16 protein-coding genes are annotated in these 17587 nt (G+C 61.3%); 4 read left to right on the forward strand and 12 right to left on the reverse strand.

Going from position 1 to position 17587, the window contains the following annotated elements:
* Nucleotides 1-42: 42 nt before the first annotated feature.
* The 9 genes from pafA to ACIQH5_RS01270 form a co-directional block, all read right to left on the reverse strand.
* Entirely contained in the window at nt 43-1407 is a 1365-nt protein-coding gene (gene pafA, locus ACIQH5_RS01230) for a Pup--protein ligase (protein ID WP_024816742.1), read from the reverse strand.
* Nucleotide 1408: 1 nt separating this feature from the next.
* A complete protein-coding gene (prcA, locus tag ACIQH5_RS01235; RefSeq protein ID WP_400399555.1) occupies nt 1409-2116 on the reverse strand; it encodes a proteasome subunit alpha in 708 nt (235 codons plus the stop codon).
* A gap of 1 nt (nt 2117) precedes the next feature.
* The gene (gene prcB, locus ACIQH5_RS01240; RefSeq protein WP_400399557.1) at nt 2118-2927 is read right to left on the reverse strand and encodes a proteasome subunit beta; all 810 of its coding nucleotides are present in this window, start codon (nt 2925-2927) and stop codon (nt 2118-2120) included.
* 79 nt (nt 2928-3006) lie between these two features.
* Nucleotides 3007-3210 (reverse strand): ubiquitin-like protein Pup, encoded by a 204-nt coding sequence (locus ACIQH5_RS01245; RefSeq protein WP_024816739.1) that lies wholly within the window; start codon nt 3208-3210, stop codon nt 3007-3009.
* Nucleotides 3211-3329: 119 nt separating this feature from the next.
* Nucleotides 3330-4949 (reverse strand): depupylase/deamidase Dop, encoded by a 1620-nt coding sequence (dop, locus tag ACIQH5_RS01250; protein ID WP_400400228.1) that lies wholly within the window; start codon nt 4947-4949, stop codon nt 3330-3332.
* A 50-nt stretch (nt 4950-4999) separates the two neighbouring features.
* Nucleotides 5000-6808: a proteasome ATPase gene (gene arc, locus ACIQH5_RS01255; protein WP_400399559.1), complete on the reverse strand. Its 1809-nt coding sequence runs from the start codon at nt 6806-6808 to the stop codon at nt 5000-5002.
* Nucleotides 6809-6905: 97 nt separating this feature from the next.
* Nucleotides 6906-7970 (reverse strand): tRNA (adenine-N1)-methyltransferase, encoded by a 1065-nt coding sequence (locus ACIQH5_RS01260; RefSeq protein ID WP_400399561.1) that lies wholly within the window; start codon nt 7968-7970, stop codon nt 6906-6908.
* 117 nt (nt 7971-8087) lie between these two features.
* On the reverse strand, nt 8088-9254 hold the full coding sequence (locus ACIQH5_RS01265) for a site-2 protease family protein (RefSeq protein WP_400399563.1): 1167 nt from the start codon (nt 9252-9254) through the stop codon (nt 8088-8090).
* On the reverse strand, nt 9255-10067 hold the full coding sequence (locus tag ACIQH5_RS01270) for an HAD family hydrolase (RefSeq protein ID WP_400399565.1): 813 nt from the start codon (nt 10065-10067) through the stop codon (nt 9255-9257). It lies immediately after the preceding gene.
* 30 nt (nt 10068-10097) lie between these two features.
* Between ACIQH5_RS01270 and ACIQH5_RS01275 the strand changes: the two genes are divergently transcribed.
* On the forward strand, nt 10098-11003 hold the full coding sequence (locus tag ACIQH5_RS01275) for a PAC2 family protein (protein WP_400399567.1): 906 nt from the start codon (nt 10098-10100) through the stop codon (nt 11001-11003).
* Nucleotides 11004-11075: 72 nt separating this feature from the next.
* On the opposite strand, the gene mshC is transcribed toward ACIQH5_RS01275, so the two are convergent.
* Together mshC and ACIQH5_RS01285 are read right to left on the reverse strand one after the other, a co-directional pair.
* The gene (gene mshC, locus ACIQH5_RS01280; RefSeq protein WP_400399569.1) at nt 11076-12353 is read right to left on the reverse strand and encodes a cysteine--1-D-myo-inosityl 2-amino-2-deoxy-alpha-D-glucopyranoside ligase; all 1278 of its coding nucleotides are present in this window, start codon (nt 12351-12353) and stop codon (nt 11076-11078) included.
* Between the two features lie 15 nt (nt 12354-12368).
* Nucleotides 12369-13202, reverse strand: a complete 834-nt coding sequence (locus ACIQH5_RS01285; RefSeq protein ID WP_062068807.1) for an undecaprenyl-diphosphate phosphatase — start codon at nt 13200-13202, stop codon at nt 12369-12371.
* Nucleotides 13203-13254: 52 nt separating this feature from the next.
* On the opposite strand from ACIQH5_RS01285, the gene ACIQH5_RS01290 reads away from it, so the two are divergent.
* On the forward strand, nt 13255-14187 hold the full coding sequence (locus tag ACIQH5_RS01290) for an aldo/keto reductase (protein WP_400399571.1): 933 nt from the start codon (nt 13255-13257) through the stop codon (nt 14185-14187).
* 6 nt (nt 14188-14193) lie between these two features.
* Here the strand turns inward: ACIQH5_RS01290 and rfbA are convergent, their stop codons facing one another.
* Entirely contained in the window at nt 14194-15060 is an 867-nt protein-coding gene (rfbA, locus tag ACIQH5_RS01295; RefSeq protein ID WP_400399573.1) for a glucose-1-phosphate thymidylyltransferase RfbA, read from the reverse strand.
* Nucleotides 15061-15113: 53 nt separating this feature from the next.
* On the opposite strand from rfbA, the gene rfbB reads away from it, so the two are divergent.
* Nucleotides 15114-16112 (forward strand): dTDP-glucose 4,6-dehydratase, encoded by a 999-nt coding sequence (rfbB, locus tag ACIQH5_RS01300; protein ID WP_400399575.1) that lies wholly within the window; start codon nt 15114-15116, stop codon nt 16110-16112.
* A 3-nt stretch (nt 16113-16115) separates the two neighbouring features.
* Complete coding sequence (locus ACIQH5_RS01305; RefSeq protein WP_400399577.1) at nt 16116-17525, forward strand: sugar nucleotide-binding protein; 1410 nt, start codon at nt 16116-16118, stop codon at nt 17523-17525.
* Nucleotides 17526-17587: the final 62 nt, after the last annotated feature.

Consider the following 17587-nt stretch of genomic DNA (forward strand, 5'->3'; position numbering starts at 1 on the left):
CCAGAATAGCTCGCGAAGCTGGGAGCCAGCTTATAGAGCCCTCTAGCCCATGGATTCGAGGAGGGCATCCACCCGCTCGTCGACGTTGCGGAACGGATCCTTGCAAAGGATGGTCTGATGTGCGCGGTCATTGAGCTTCAGGTGTACCCAGTCAACCGTGTAGTCCCGGCCCAGCTCCTGTGCCCTTCGCACAAAATCTCCGCGCAACTTGGCTCGCGTTGTCTGGGGCGGGGCATCCACGGCGTCCTTGACGTCGGTTTCAGTAACCAGCCTTCGCGCTGCCCCACGTGCTTGGAGCAGGAAAAAGATACCGCGTTGCCTCGAGATGTCATGGTACGTGAGGTCCAGTTGCGCTATCCGGGGCGAATCAAGGCTGAGATCGTGCCGGCGCATGTAGCCATCCATGAGCTTCTTCTTGATAGCCCAGTCCACTTCAGTGTCGATGGAGCTGGTGTCGCCACTCTCGATAGCGTTCAACGTCCGCTCCCACAGATCCAGAATGAGTGGAACGTGGGCGTTATGGGCGCCATTCGCGGCCACGAACTCGGTGACCTTATTGAGGTACTCCCGCTGAATGTCCAGGGCGGTCAGCTGCCGTCCGTTGGCCAAACGGACCAGCGCACGGCCGGTGAGATCGTGGGAGATTTCGCGGATGCTGCGGATGGGATTCTCCATGCGCATATCACGCATAATGACGCCGGCCTCGATCATGCGGAGGATAAGGTCCACCGTGCCGACTTTGAGCAGCGCCGAGGTCTCAGACATATTGGAGTCGCCCACAATCACATGCAGGCGGCGATAGAACTCAGCATCCGCATGCGGCTCATCGCGGGTGTTGATGATCGGCCTTGACCTGGTGGTGGCCGAGGACACGCCTTCCCAGATGTGGTCGGCCCGCTGGGAGAAAGCGAACGTGGCGCCGTGGGGCGTCTTCAGAACTTTTCCGGCACCGGCGATCAGCTGCCGGGTGACCAGGAAAGGAATCAGGATCTCGGCAAGGCGCGAAAATTCCCCACGCCGCGGTATGAGGTAGTTCTCATGGCTGCCGTAAGAATTTCCCGCCGAATCGGTGTTGTTCTTGAAGAGGTACACCGTGCCGTTGAAGCCCTCGGCGGCCAGCCTTGCCTGGGCCTCATCCACGAGGTCGTCCAGGATAAGTTCGCCGGCCCTGTCATGGGCGATCAGCTGGGCGAGGTCGTCGCACTCCGCGGTGGCGTACTCCGGGTGCGAGCCCACATCGAGGTAGAGCCGTGAACCGTTGGTGAGGAAAACATTGGAGGACCTGCCCCAACTGACCACCTTGCGAAAGAGGTAGCGTGCCACCTCCTCAGGCGCCAAGGGGCGGGAATCAGGGCTGGAATAGGAAATTCCGAACTCGGTTTCGATGCCAAATATCCGCTTATCCATCTCAGCTCTCCTCTGTGAGCAACCGGGTCATGTCTTCCGGCAGCAGCCGGCGAAATGCCCTGCGGGACCCGCGGTTGCTTTCCGAAGCGCGGTACAGCACGGCAGCTTCGACGGCGGTGGCGGGCAATTCGTCAACGTCCTTATTTGTGGCCAGAGCCCGCAGAGCCAATTGCATGGCCCCCGCCAAGGTGAGCTCCGATTCCCAAGCCCCGCTGACGACGTCGGAAATCTGGTCAGCGAGACCGCCCATGACGACGAAACCGTTCTCATCGGCGATTGATCCGTCGAAGGTCAGGCGGTACAGGTGATCCTGCGCCTGGGTTAGACCAACCTCGGCAACTGCCAATTCCACCTCGAACGGCTTCTGCTCAGCTGTGAACACCGCTCCAAGGCTCTGAGCATAGACACTAGCCAAGCCGCGGGCCGTTACGTCCTCGCGATCGTAGGAGTAGCCGCGGACGTCTGCGTAACGGACTCCTGCTTGCCTGAGGCTTTCAAACTCGTTGTATTTGCCCACCGCGGCAAACGCAATTTTGTCGTAGATTTCACCGATCTTGTGCAACGAAGGTGAAGGGTTTTCGGCGATCAACGCGATGCCATCGGCGCAGCTGATCACCACAACAGAGCGCCCACGCGCAATGCCCTTCCGCGCAAAGTCCGCGCGGTCCTTCATCAACTGCTCAGGTGAGACATAGAACTGCTGTGTCATATCAGGCCTCCCGTCCGGCGGCAGTCCGCGATTCGACGATTGCGCCGGCGATCGCAGCCAGCTCCCGTTCAGGGACACGGCGGTTGCCGGATCGATCGACGGTATATACCACCGGCCACAATTGGCGGACGGGATCAGGGCCACCGGTGGCGGAGTCGTCATCGGCGGCGTCGTACAGTGCCTCAACAGCAACCGCCACGGCGTTCTCTTCAGACAAATTAGGCTTCCACAGCTTCTTCAGGGCACCACGGGCGAACACTGACCCGGAACCAACAGAGTGATGCTCCTGTTCCTCGTAGCGGCCGCCTGTGACGTCGTAGGAGAACAAGCGGCCCACGCCGGAACCGAGATCGAATCCTGCGAACAAGGGAACGACTGCCATCCCCTGCATCGCCATCGGCAGGTTTCCACGGATCATGGCGCCCAGACGGTTGGCCTTGCCTACCAAGCTGAGGAGGGTGCCCTCGATTTTTTCGTAATGCTCCAGCTCCACCTGGAAAAGCCGTGTGATATCAATTGCCAGGCCGGCGGTACCGGCAATGCCGAGGACCGAATACTCGTCAGCCGGAAACACTTTCTCGATGTGCCGGCTGGCGATGATGTTGCCCATGGTGGCACGGCGATCTCCAGCCATCAGCACGCCACCGGCGTACGTCAAAGCAACGATCGTGGTGGCATGTGGGGACGCCGGCACCATGCCGGCGGGTAACGATTGATTATAAGGAAGAAGTTCGGGACGCGAGCGTTGAAGATGCTCCGTGAAAGAAGACGTTGCCTGGGTGGCCAGGGGGCCGGTTGATGGGTCCTGCATTGCTGCACTCCTTCGACTCTGCATTCCGATGCCCGGCGGCCTCACGCTTGCCGGGCAGTACATCCTCTGGCGGGTCTGCCTACTGGCCACCCTTTTGGACAAACGCCCTGACAAACTCTTCAGCGTTGGATTCAAGAACGCCGTCGATTTCGTCAAGGAGGTCATCCACGCCTTGGGTGGCGTCAGAGGCCTGTGCCTCCGGTGCTGCCGGTGGTGCCTCCGGTACGTCCACTTCGGTCTCGGTTTCCCGTGACTGTGGTTGTTGCTGCTCCTGTGCTGCCATTTTCTTTCTCCCTACTGTCAGTCTCCGGAAGACGGAGACTTCCTACTGCCATATTGCCACGCTGACCGGTGCTGCGGACGGCTTTGGCCGACGACGAATAATACTGTGGCGGGCGTCCCTCAGCTCCTGGCAGACGGTGGCTTCTGACCCAACAATTCAGCCAGGAAAGAGGCCGCATCCGTGTGACGGTCAAAGAGGGCGCCGGTCAAAGCCCGGGTTCCCCTCAAAGGCTCCCGCGTGGGCACCCGCTGCAGTTTCCCCAGCCCCGGAACATCAAAAATCACCGAGTCCCAACTGGCGCCCACTACGTCCCTGCCGAACCTGGAAACGCACCGCCCGCGGAAGTATGCCCGGGTGTCCGACGGCGGTTCGGTCACCGCCCTGGTGATGTCGGCGTCGTCCACTATGCGCATCATCCGGTCCCTGGAGAGGAGCCTGTAATAGAGGCCCTTCTCTGGGCGGATATCGGACCATTGAAGATCTACCAAGCCCAGACGGGCGTCGTCCCAGGCGAGTCCGTCGCGGTTTCGGTAGCCCTCAAGAAGAGACTTTTTGGCCACCCACTCAACTGACGAGGCGGCAGCATCAGGATCAGTCCCCAGAGTTGTCAGTGTGGACTCCCAATGAGCAAGGACCTGGTGAGTGTGGCCATCACCGGTGACCGAATCAGCCACCCCTGTCTCCTGGGCCAGTTTGGCGGCTGCCTCGAAATACATCCACTGCAGATCGAGGGCGGTCACCCGCCTTCCGTCAAGGAGCCTGATGGTGGTGGTGAGCGTGGTGTCGTGGCTGACTGACTGGAGCGCCTGGACAGGTTCATGAACCTCAATTTTGGGAGCCTGCCCCGCCTCGATGAGGCTCAGGACCATGGCTGTGGTTCCGAACTTCAGGAAGTTGGAGGCCTGGCTGAGGTTGGCGTCCCCGATGATCACGTGCAGGCGGCGGTACTTGTCCGCTGTAGCGTGTGGCTCGTCCCTCGTATTGATGATGGGGCGGCGGATGGTTGTCTCCAGCCCCACTTCTGCTTCGAAGAAATCCGCCCGCTGGCTGATCTGGTAACCGGGCGTCGAGCTGTCCTGTCCCAGCCCCACCCGTCCTGCACCACACATCACCTGGCGGGTGACGAAGAACGGCGTGAGCCCACGGATGATGTCGCCAAAAGGCACCGAGCGGGGCATGAGGTAGTTCTCATGCGAACCATAGGACACGGACTTGTTGTCCGTGTTGTTCTTGTACAGGTTGATGGGCGGCAGGGAAATGTCCGCTGCCACCTTCCGGACGGTGGCCAAGGCAACCAGATCGCCGGCCGCATCCCAGGCCACGGCATCGCGGGGGTTGGTGACCTCCGGGCTGGAGTACTCAGGGTGCGCATGGTCCACGTAGAGGCGTGCACCATTTCCGAGCACCATGTTCATCAGCAGGGAACCGGACTCGTCCGCACCGTCCAGTTCCAACTCCTGGCGGCCATAGGCCAAGGCCACCGCTTCGGCGTCGAGCACTGGCGGTTGGTCCGTGAGCTGGCTTGGATCCGCCGCGGCCCTGTCCACGGTCCAACCGCGGGCATCGTGCAGCGGTTCCTCGTCCGTGTAGTCCCACCGGGTCTCCGCACCGCCGGCCGCCCGTTGCCGGGTAACAGTGGCATATGCCTGAATGATCCGGGCAGACATCATGGTGGCGTTGGCCCCCGGAGCTGACGGCGCATGGATCCCATATTCAGTTTCCGAGCCCATGACGCGCATGGCGCCGCCTGGGGGAAGTTTCTCTGCGGGTACACCCTCGGGCCTTGCTGTCACAGGTACTGACCCGTGTTCGCAGTGGTTTCGATGGACTTGCCCGGCTCCTGGCCCGCCTTACCCTGAACGATGGTCCTGATGTAAGTGATCCTTTCGCCCTTCTTGCCCGAAATTCTTGCCCAATCATCCGGGTTGGTGGTGTTGGGCATGTCCTCGTGCTCACGGAACTCATCCACAACGGCCCGGAGCAGGTGATCGATCCTCAGACCCTTCTGTTGCGTGGTCAGCAAATCCTTGATGGCGTACTTCTTGGCACGATCCACCACGTTCTGGACCACGGCACCGGAGTTGAAGTCCTTGAAGTACAGCATCTCCGTATCGCCGTTGGCGTAGGTGACCTCAAGGTACTCATTGGACTTCTCGGTGGAGTACATGGCCTCCACCGTGCGCTGGACCATGGCATCCACAGTGGCCTGCACATCACCGCCATACTCAGCCAAATCCTGGGGGTGGAAGGGCAAGTCAGTGGTGATGTACTTGGCGAAGATGTCCGCTGCGGCTTCGGCGTCGGGCCGTTGGATCTTGACCTTCACATCGAGTCGACCGGGACGAAGGATGGCGGGATCGATCATGTCCTCACGGTTGGAGGCGCCAATGACGATCACGTTGTCCAAACGCTCCACGCCATCGATCTCGCTCAGCAGCTGAGGCACGATGGTGGTTTCGACATCCGAAGAAACACCGGTGCCACGGGTGCGGAACAACGAGTCCATTTCGTCGAAGAAGACCACCACGGGGCTGCCATCTGACGCCTTCTCGCGGGCGCGGGAGAAGATCAACCGAATGTGGCGCTCAGTCTCACCCACATACTTGTCCAGGAGTTCGGGACCCTTGATGTTCAGGAAGTAGCTCTTGAGATCGGTATTGCCAGCCCGCTCTGCTGCCCGGGCAGCAAGGGAATTTGCCACTGCTTTGGCAATGAGGGTTTTGCCGCAGCCTGGAGGGCCGTAAAGCAAAATGCCTTTGGGGGCCTTCAGGCCATGCTCCCGGTAAAGGTCAGGGTGGAGGAACGGCAACTCGACGGCGTCACGGATCTGCTCGATCTGCGGGCCAAGGCCACCGATATCCTGGTAAGTGATGTCCGGAACTTCTTCAAGGACGAGGTTCTCCACCTCGGCGCGCGGGACCTTCTCCAACGCGTAGCCCGTCCGTGAATCGAGCGACAACGCGTCGCCCACCTTCAGGTGGACGCTTTGGAGCGCACCGGACAACCGGACCACACGCTCTTCATCGGCGCGTCCAACCACCAGTGCACGGTCCTTGCCCAGCATTTCCTTGAGCGTGACCAGTTCACCGGCGCGTTCGTAGCCGAGTCCCGCTACTACCAGCAGGGCCTCGTTAAGCAGGACTTCCTGCCCGACGGCGAGCTGGTTGAGGTTCACGAGCGGGCTGACACCCACACGCATTTTGCGGCCCGCGTTGAAGATGTCCACAGATTCCTCGGTGGCTGCCTGCCCTGAACTGCCGGCGGCGGGCTGCTTCCGCGGGTTGATCTGCACCACGGTACCGAAGCTGTAGGGAGGTTGGCCCTCCTGCTCCAAGGCGCCCTTCAAGCGAAGGATCTCAGCTTTCGCCGTTTCCAGCATGCTGACTAGTTTGCTGTTGTTCTGGGTGGCGGCTGCCAGCTGGCGGTCGATGTGGCGGAGCTTGTCCCGAAGGATGTTGATCTGCCGTTCGGCAACAGTCAGTTCACTTGAGGTCTCCGGCGGCTGAACTGCGCCAAGCCTCCTGCCAGCCGTATTCTCCGCTGCGTCGTTTGCATCTTCCGGCGTTGGCCGTCCAAGGTCGTTGTTTGACGTATCCACGATTCATCAGCCCCTTCCTGCGCTTAACAAGACCTTAGTCCCGAAAAGCTCAGGGTGCCGGGTGACATTCGGAATGCGAACCCTATTGTGACCTTTGTCAGTTTGTGACCGGGGGATCATCCTGAACGTTGGTCCCGGCGATTGCGTCACGTGCTGCACGCCGCAGTTTCTTGTCAGACACGGAGCGCTCCCCCACTGCTGCAGGGGTCCAGGCGTTGAGGTCCTCTTCGCTGAATTCAGTCTTGGACGGGCGGCGCTTCACGGAAATTCCAGTGACGCCGTCAGCGAGACGGCGGGTAACCAGGAGGAAACCCGTGTGGGCAACCATGCGGTGGTCCGGACGGACGGCCAAACCTTCAAGGTGCCAGCCACGAACCATCGATTCCCAGCCGTCCGGTTCAGTGAAGCGGCCGTCAGCGCGGATGGCCTCGGCGGTGCGGGACAGCTGCGTTACGGTGGCCACGTAGTTGATCCAGACACCGCCCGGAGCCAGGACAGTGGCTACGGCATCCAAGCACTCCCACGGGGCGAGCATGTCCAGAACAACCCGGTCAACCGAACCCGGGGCTTCAGCCTTGACCACCTCGTCCTGGAAGTCGCCCAGGGAGATCTGCCATGCGGGATGGGGACCGCCGAAGATGGTCTCAACGTTTCCGCGGGCAATGGCCGCGAATTCTTCGCGGCGCTCAAACGAGTGGAGGTAACCGTCGTCGCCGACCGCGCGCAACAGGGAAATGGAGAGTGCCCCTGAACCCACGCCCGCTTCGACAACCCGCGCACCGGGGAAGATGTCCGCCATGGTGACAATCTGGGCGGCGTCCTTGGGGTAAACCACTGCCGCGCCACGGGGCATGGACAGGACGAAGTCAGAGAGCAAAGGTCGCAAGGTCTGGTACTGCTGGCCAACGTTGTTGCTGACCACCGAGCCATCCACCTTGCCGATGATTTCATCATGGTTCAGGAAACCGCGGTGGGTGTGGAAAGCGCCGCCCACTTCCAGCGTGATGGTGTTCATCCGCCCGCGCTCATCAGTGAGCTGGACCCGCTCGCCCACACGGAAAGGCCCGCGGCGTCGTGCAGAGCCCGTCGGCTGTACAGCCGAGCCGATGGCTGGCCCGTCAGTGCCTGTGCTTGCTGCGGGGGCGGCGGTTTCGCTGCTCATGTGGTGTTCCTCGCTCCTGTACGGCTGGGCCGCGGTGTGTGACCGGCTGGTGGGCGCCAAAAAATCGATGGGTCTCTTTTGTGTAACCGCCGGCATGTAACTCTACCGGCAACGCGGTCAGGAGCGCCCGCTCCTGCGTGCTTCCTTACCTGTTATGGCAGTCACTACTGCTTGCTGCCGAAGCAGCCCGGTGACGATTCCGTTGTGGTCAACCACAGCGTATTCGCCGCCGTCCAGCCGAGCCAAGTACTGGATCAGCTCCTGCCCCTTGGACCATTCCGGGACGTAGGCCCCGGCCGCCAGGGCATGCGCAACGGCCGTGACTGGAGTGGTGGTCGCGTTTGCGGCGGGCACGCCGAGCGTTGCCTCGAAGTCCACCACTCCCTGAGGCTTGCCGTCAGGACCGCAGATGACGACGGCGGGACTACCGGCCGGGGAAATGTCCAGGACGTCAGCCACGGTGGCCGAGTTAGGCACGCCCACTGCGCGTTCAGCCAGGCCAGCGGCGCTCACCAGGTAAAGACGGCTGCGCAGCTTCGCGTGGTGGATGGAACTTGAGGCGCCCATCCAGAGGAAACCGCAGACGAGGACGGTGATAAGGATGAGGCTGATGTCCAAGGGCGTGCCGTTGAGGACCGGCAGGCCGATGACCCAGATCACCAATGCGACGACGATGGTGCGGCCGGACCAGCCTGCGGCGATGGTGCCTTTGTCCTGGCTGCCTGTGGCTTTCCACACTGCGGACTCCACCAAGCGGCCGCCATCCAGGGGTAAGCCGGGAAGGACGTTGAACAGGCCGATCAGGAGGTTGGCCCACATGAGGATGTTCGCGAGGGTGTCCGGGACACCGCTGAGGGCGCCGGTGGAAAGCACGGCCCACATCCCGGCGGCCAAGACGAAGTTGGACGCAGGTCCGGCCAATGCCACCACTACTGAGCGACCCGGCGAAGCGGTGAAACTCTCAAACTGAGTGTGGCCGCCCCAAAGGTTGAGCACAATTTTTTCCGTAGGCCAGTTGAAGGCCTTTGCACTCAGTGCATGGGCGAGTTCATGGACCAGCACAGACACGGCAAGAAGGAGGGCGTATCCCAAGGCCACGAAGTACGCTCCGATGCCGAGTTCGGGTGTTCGAACCAGGAGCGCCGGACCATAAACGATGACCGTGAAGCCAGCAATGATGAACCACGAATACGCCAGGTAGACCGGAATACCGGCGATCTTACCGAGCGGAATGCCTTCGCGCTTCTTGCCTTGCGAGTGATGCGGTGTGGAGGGGCTGGTCACCTAGTTGGCCCCTTCAAACAGGTTGGCCGTGGCGAAGCGGTCAGCCACCAGCTGTTGCAGATCCGGTGCTGTCCGGCCAACCAGCGTTGGCCACATGATCATTCGGGGGTCTTCGGGAAGGGGCACCTGATGGGGAATTCCCACAGTGATCACGCCCGATGCAATGGCCGCCGTGGCACCAGGGATGGAATCCTCTAGGGCGACGCAGTGGTGGATGCTCACCGAGGGGTCTTCCAATTTGAGCCGTTCCACCGCCGTGAGGTAGGCCTCCGGATGCGGTTTTCCATGGGTGACGGTATCGCCAGTGACCAGGAATTCGAAGTAAGGCTTCGGAAGGCTCTCCACGACGACTCCGGCCAGAGGGCCCTCGGACATGGTCACCAAGGCGCAGCGGATTCCTGCCTCGTGGAGCTGATCCAGCAGTTCGCGGGCGCCGGGCCGCCACGGGACCTCTTTACGGACCTGGGCGATGACCTGGGCGCTCAAAGTGTCAACGATTTCACGGGCCTCAAGCTTCACGCCTGCGTGCTGGAGGACTGCCGCTGAATGCAGCAAGGACTGCCCCACCAATTGCATGGCCTGCTGGTGGGACCAGGTCCCACCATGGGACTCCACCAGCGCACGCTCGGCCGCGATCCAATAGGGTTCGGTGTCCACGAGTGTGCCGTCCATATCCCAGAGCACGGCTTTGAGGAGGGGCTGGCTGGGTGAGGAATGCATGGTTTCCAGTCTACGTGGAACCTGGCGGGCGGCTGTCCGCGGGTTGCGCTGTGGGCGAATCGCGGACACGCTTCGGCGTGAAATGCCATGCATCCATCAGGGTCTTGGACGTAGGGTGAGTGGATGAACAGTGTGGACGGGACCCCCGAAGGGCAGGACATCACAGCGGAGCCCGAGCGTTTCCTCAAGGAACCCGCGGACGGCCAGCGTGTCACCGTAATGCTCGCCGCGTTTGAGGGCTGGAACGACGCCGGTGAGGCCGCCAGCGATGCGCTGCACTACTTGAACAAGCTCTGGGACGGCAAGAAGGTTGCCACGGTGGACGCCGAGGAATATTACGACTTCCAGTTCACACGGCCCACGGTGCGGCGTACGTCCTCGGGTGGCCGAAAAGTGAAATGGCCGTCAACACGGATTTACAAGGCCGAAGTTCCTGACAGCAACGTGGATGTGTTGCTGGTCCTCGGTACCGAACCCTCCTACCGCTGGCGCGCCTACACCACTGAGCTGCTGGTGCATGCTGAAGCGCTCAAAGTGGACTCAGTGATTTTGCTGGGCGCACTGCTTGCCGACGTTCCGCACAGCCGGCCCATTCCGGTGAGCACCACCACCGAGGACAATTCCTTGCGGGAGCGCCTCAATTTGGAGGCCTCCCAGTATGAAGGACCGGTAGGCATTGTGGGTGTTCTCGCCGAGTTCGCACTGCTGGCGGGTCTGCCGACAGTCTCGTTGTGGGCAGCGGTTCCGCATTACGTTGCCCAACCGCCCTCCCCCAAGGCACAGCTGGCCATCCTGCACAGGATCGAGGACCTCTTGCAGGTTCCCATGGACAGTCAGGCATTGGCTGAAGAGTCTGAGGCATGGGAACGCGGAGTTGACGAACTCGCTACCGAGGACCCCGAAATCGCTGCCTACGTGCGGCAATTGGAGGAAGCAAAAGACACTGCAGATCTTCCGGAGGCGTCCGGTGAGTCCATTGCCCGGGAATTCGAACGGTATTTGAAGCGGCGCGGCAAGGAACGGCCCTAAGAGGTCGAGCCCCGCTAACGAGCAACGGCCCTGACGTGAAGTCAGGGCCGTTGCCGTTTTTCTGGATGTTGCTTAGAGCTCAACCCCGAGCAAAGCATCGATTGCATCGTTGACAAGCGCAGTATCCTGCGCTGAGTTGTCCTCGGCGGAGCGAATCGCTTCTTCCGCCCAATGGTCGACGACGGCGATGGCGCCGGGAGCGTTGAGGTCGTTGGACAGCTCATGACGCATGGCGGCCACCAATGGCCCCGCCGAACCGGCCGGCGCGCGATCAATGGCTTCACGCCACCGAGCAAGCCGGTCCTTGGCTACGGAGAACTCCTCATCGGTCCACGACCAGTCCGAACGGTAATGGTTGGCGAGGATGGCAAGGCGGATGGCTGCAGGATCCTCACCGGCAGCACGGAGCTTGGAGACCAGAACCAGGTTGCCCTTGGACTTGCTCATCTTTTCCCCGTCCAGGCCCACCATGCCTGCATGTGCATAGTGGCGTGCCAGGGGTACGCCGGAGAGAGAGTACGCGTGGCCGGCACCCATTTCGTGGTGCGGGAAAACGAGGTCCGATCCTCCGCACTGGACCGTGAAGGGCGCGGGCAGGTACTTCTGGGCGATGACCGTACACTCAATGTGCCAGCCCGGCCGTCCGTCGCCGAGGGTCGCTCCGGGCCAGTTGGGTTCGCCGTCACGGGCGACACGCCAGAGCAGGGGGTCAAGGGCATTGCGCTTTCCCGGCCTGGCGGGATCACCGCCACGTTCGGCGAAGAGTGCAAGCATTTCCGTTTCGCCAAGCCCGGATACGTCGCCAAGGGTCCAGGCATCGGTGGCGTCGGAGCGTTTGCCGGCCATTTCGACGTCGTAATACACGTCGCCGTCCGGCTCGCCATCGCTCCCTTGAACGCGGTAGGCAACGCCGTCGGCAATGAGGCGTTCAATGGCGGGGACAATGTCCGGAATTGCCTCTACTGCGCCGATGTAATGATTTGGCGCCAGGACGTTGAGCGCGTCCATGTCTGTCTGAAAGAGGTCGATCTGGCTCTGCGCCAGTTCGCGCCAGTCCACACCGGTGGCCGTGGCCCGCTCCAGGAGCGGGTCATCGACGTCCGTCACGTTCTGGACATAGGACACCCGGATACCTGCGTCGCGCCAGACCCGGTTGAGGAGATCGAACGCAACGTAACTGGCCGCGTGGCCCATGTGCGTCGCGTCGTAGGGCGTAATGCCGCAGACGTACATTGACTGCTCTGGTTGCCGTTCAACCTCCACCACCCGGCCAAGGGCGGTATCGAACAACCGTAGTTGCGGCATGCTGCCGGGCAGCTCAGGAACAGGGCGGGAGATCCACGATTTCACGACTCAACCTTAGTGCTAGGCGCTGATCACATTGAAACCGAGCAGGACATACAGGGCCAAGCCGAGCAGGATGCGGTACCAAACGAAGAGCCGGTAGCTCCTTGTGGAGACAAACTTCAGGAACCAACCAATAATGACGTAGCCCACCACGAACGCTATGACTGTAGCCAGCGCGGTCTCCGGAAGGCCGTAGGGACCGGACAGGCCTTCATTCGACACTGTTTTGTACAGCTGGTACAGCCCGCTGCCAAACACGGCAGGAATGGCCAGGAGGAACGAGTACCTGGCAGCGGCCTCGCGGGTGTAACCCATGAGCAGGCCGGCCGTAATAGTGCCGCCGGAACGCGATACGCCCGGAATCAAGGCCATGGCTTGGGCGAAGCCGTAGAGGATGCCGTGCTTGTAGGTCAGTTGGGTGAGGTCCCTCTCCTGCCGGCCAATGGCATCGGCAACAGCAAGGATCATGCCGAACACGATCAGCATGGTGGCAACGATCCACATACTGCGCAGTACTGACTCGATCTGGTCCTGGAATAACAGGCCGAGGACGATGATCGGCAGGCTGCCCAGGATGACCAGCCACCCCATGCGGGCGTCCGGATTGTTGCGCTCCACTTTTCCGGTCAAGGACCCGAACCACGCGCGGACGATGCGAACGATGTCGCGCCAGAAGTACACAATGACAGCGGTCTCGGTCCCCAGCTGCGTGATCGCAGTAAACGCGGCGCCGGGGTCTGCTGCCCCCGGAAGGAATGAGCCGACGATCCGCAGGTGTGCGCTCGAGGAAATCGGGAGGAATTCGGTGAGGCCCTGCACCAGGCCCAGCAAGGCTGCTTCTATCCAGTTCACGTGAATAGACCCTACGTCATGAAGTCCTCTAACTCCCCGTAAGCTAACTGCTATGCAGCAGCGTTATGTCGGAAACAGCGGGTTCCGTGTGTCCTCATTGTCCCTCGGAACCATGTCCTGGGCCCAGGAGACCGACGAACAGGACGCTGCAGAAGTGCTACACGCTTTCGTTGCTGCCGGAGGCACCGTGGTGGACACCGCAGCGTCATATTCCCAAGGCCGGGCAGAAGCAATGTTGGGCTCCATGCTGGGTGATGTGGTTGCCCGTTCGGAGATTGTGATTTCCACCAAAGCCGGCGTGTCGTCGTCGGACTCCCGGCGAAGCGTCAACGCATCCCGGGGCGCGATGCTGTCCGCCCTTGATGCCAGCCTCGCCAGGCTTGGCACTGACTACATCGATATCTGGTTCGCTCATGAGTGGGATCCGAACGTGCCCCTGGAGGAGACTCTCTCTGCCTTGGAACTCGCCCAGCGGAGCGGACGTGCCCGCTATGTGGGGATTTCCAACTACAACGGCTGGCAGACGGCCAAGGCAGCGGCCGTGGCAGGTTTCACCCTCGTGGCAAACCAATCCGAATATTCCCTCGTCCAACGCAAAGCAGAGGAAGAACTCATCCCTGCAGTGGAAGACGCCGGACTGGGGCTGATGGCGTGGGCGCCGCTGGGCCGTGGGGTACTCAGTGGCAAATACCGTGGACAGATTCCTGCTGATTCCCGTGCCGCGCAAAGCCGGCTGGCTGGTTATATTGAGCCGTATCTGGAATCGCGGGCATCCCGCGTGGTGGAAGCCGTGGCGATGGCAGCGCGCGGACTGGGCCGGACCCCGATGGATGTATCCCTCAGCTGGCTGCTCTCCCGGCCGGGTGTCGCCACCGCCATCGTAGGACCAAGAAACGCCGTCCAACTCAAGGAACTGATGGACGCGCAGTTGACGGTTCTGCCGGCTGAGATTGCTCGCGCACTCGAAGACGTCTCGGCCGCTTAGCTTCGCCTATTGGCGGTCCAGGATGTCCAACAAGTAGCTTCCGTAGCCGCTTTTGGCGAGCTTGGCAGCTTGCTGGCGGAGCTCATCGTCGTTCAGGTAGCCCATGCGCCACGCCACTTCCTCGGGCGCACCAATCTTCAAGCCCTGCCGGTTCTCCGTGGTGCGGACGTAGTTTGAAGCATCGTTGAGGTCGCTGAACGTACCGGTGTCCAGCCAAGCTGTGCCCCGCGGAAACTTCTGTACGTGCAGGCGGCCAAGCTCCATGTATTTCCGGTTGATATCCGTGATCTCCAATTCCCCTCGGGGAGAGGGTTGCAGGTCCTTCGCCATGGCGACCACGTTGTTGTCATAAAAATAGAGCCCTGGAACGGCATAGTTGCTTTTGGGGACTGCGGGCTTTTCCTCAATGGAAACGGCCATTCCTTGATCGTCGAATTCCACCACACCGTAGGCGGACGGGTCCTTGACCCAATAGCCAAAGATTGCACCGCCGTCGACGTCGTTATAGTGCCGGAGTTGGTTGCCCATGCCGGGTCCGTTGAAAATGTTGTCACCCAGGATCAGCGCCACGTTGCCCGTTCCGATGTGGTCCTCCCCCAGGATGAAAGCCTGGGCCAGCCCGTCCGGCGTCGGTTGTTCTGCGTAACTGAGGTTGATGCCGAACTGTGAACCATCTCCGAGGAGCCGCTGGAACTGCGCGGCATCTCCGGGCGTAGTGATGATCAGAATGTCGCGGATTCCTGCCAGCATCAGGGTGCACAGGGGGTAGTAAATCATCGGCTTATCGAACACCGGAACCAACTGTTTGCTGATTCCGAGCGTGATGGGGTGAAGCCTTGAACCCGTTCCACCTGCAAGAATAATTCCTCGCAAACCTGCCGTCCTCACCTGTGCCCAGTAGCGCCGCGGGCGGTTACTCTAGGGCCATGCAGAGAATCCTTGTCACCGGCGGGGCCGGATTCATCGGATGCAACTTTGTCCACTACATCATGGAGCACACCGGCCTCCATGTCACGGTGTTGGACAAACTGACTTATGCCGGAAACATCGAATCCCTCTCCGGGCTGCCGCAGGAGCGCTTCACCTTCGTCAAGGGCGACATTTGTGATGCCGGGTTGGTTGACGGGCTGACGGAATCCGTTCATGCGGTGGTGCATTTCGCAGCAGAGTCACACAACGACAATTCGCTGCAAGATCCCCGCCCGTTTCTTGACACAAACCTTTTGGGGACGTTCACCTTAATCGAAGCGGCGCGAAGTCACGGCACGCGCTTCCATCACATTTCCACCGATGAGGTCTATGGCGACTTGGCTCTGGATGACCCCCACCGATTTACGGAGAACTCCCTTTACCGGCCAACGAGTCCCTATTCGGCAACGAAAGCCGGCTCCGATATGTTGGTCCGCGCATGGGTGAGATCATTCGGCCTTAAAGCGACCATCAGTAATTGTTCCAACAATTACGGCCCGTACCAGCACGTGGAGAAATTCATTCCGCGGCAGATTACCAACATCCTGGACGGGAACCGGCCCCACCTCTACGGCAAGGGGAACAATGTTCGTGACTGGATCCATGTGGAAGACCATTCCTCCGCAGTCTTGGCCATTTTGGAGGGCGGCAGCGTGGGCGAAACGTATTTGATCGGCGCAGACGGCGAACGGAACAACCGGGAGGTGGTTGAGATGCTGCTTTCCCTCACCGGCCAACCCCGCGACGCCTACGACTTGGTGACGGACAGGCCAGGCCACGACCTCCGGTACGCCATCGATTCCAGCAAACTCCGACGCGAGCTCGGGTGGGTTCCCCGGTATTCGGACTTCGACGCCGGACTGGCTGACACGGTCCAGTGGTACAGGGACAACGAACACTGGTGGCGACCGCAGAAGGCGGCCACGGAGTCCAAATACGCCGGTCAGGGGCACTAGAGGGTGGAACAGGAACGTCAGCTAATTTCGAGAACCACGCCCATCCCTGGCCTGTTGCTGTTTGAGCTTCCTGTTCACGGGGATGACAGAGGCTGGTTCAAAGAGAACTGGCACCGCGCCAAAATGGTGGCTGCCGGGCTGCCGGACTTCGGCCCCGTGCAGAACAGCATTTCCTTCAACGCAATACGCGGAACGGTTCGCGGGATACACGCAGAGCCATGGGACAAATTCGTTTCGCTGGCCTCGGGACGGATCTTCGGGGCATGGGTGGACCTGCGCAGGGGGCCAACATTCGGCACGTCATTCACCGCGGAACTGACCCCTGGCGAGGCCGTCTTCGTCCCGCGTGGTGTGGGCAATGCCTTCCAAACACTGGAGGATGACACCGCCTACACCTACTTGGTCAACGACCATTGGACCGCGGGATCACAAAAGGACTACACGTTCCTCAACCTTGCCGATGAAGACGTAGCGGTGCCGTGGCCGATTCCCTTGGAGCAGGCCATTGTCTCGGCACAGGATAGGAAACATCCGCGGCTGGGGGACGTTGTTCCCATGATCGGGAGGCGTACGCTGGTCCTCGGCGCGGACGGTCAGTTGGGAACCGCCCTTCGGCAAGCCTTCGAGGGCGACCCGACGGTAGAGTTCGCCGGCCGCGCGGACTTCGACATCACCGCCGGAGACTCGTACAAGGCAGTGAACTGGCACGAATACTCCACGATCATCAACGCGGCCGCTTTCACGGCGGTGGATGCCGCCGAAACCCAGGAGGGCCGGGCGGCTGCCTGGAGCATCAACGCCGTTGCCGTGTCCCGGGTGGCGCGTGCTGCGGTGGAGCATTCCCTGACTCTGGTCCACATCTCCAGCGACTACGTGTTCGACGGCACAGCTGAGGTTCACTTCGAAGATGAGGTTCCCGCTCCCCTGGGCGTTTATGGTCAAAGCAAGGCCGCCGGGGACCTTGCGGCGGCCACCGTGCCAAAGCACTACATCATCAGGACCAGTTGGGTGGTGGGTGAAGGACGGAATTTTGTTCGCACCATGGCCTCCTTGGCCGGAAAGGGCGTTTCGCCGTCGGTGGTGGATGACCAGTGGGGTCGGCTGAGCTTCGCGTCCGACATCGCCGCGGGCATTCGTCACCTGCTCCTCAGTAAGGCCCCATACGGGACCTACAACCTCAGTAATAGCGGGAAGCCACAGTCCTGGCACCAGATCGCCCGCGAGGTGTACCGGCTTCTGGGCGCAGATCCACACTTGGTGCGAGCCATCAACACTGCGGACTATGCCAAACCCGGCACTGCTCCGAGACCGCGCAGCAGTGTCTTGGATTTGTCCGGAATCCGAGCCGCCGGATTTGATCCACCCGAGGCAACCCCGCGCCTGGCTGAATACCTCAAAGGCCTGGAACTCTAGCGGAGTCCGTCGAATCGTCCTAAAGTAGCCGTACGGCAGCCTCTTGCAGGAGGCCGGGAGAC

Source organism: Paenarthrobacter sp. NPDC091711 (assembly GCF_044756605.1).
Classification (GTDB): Bacteria; Actinomycetota; Actinomycetes; order Actinomycetales; family Micrococcaceae; genus Arthrobacter.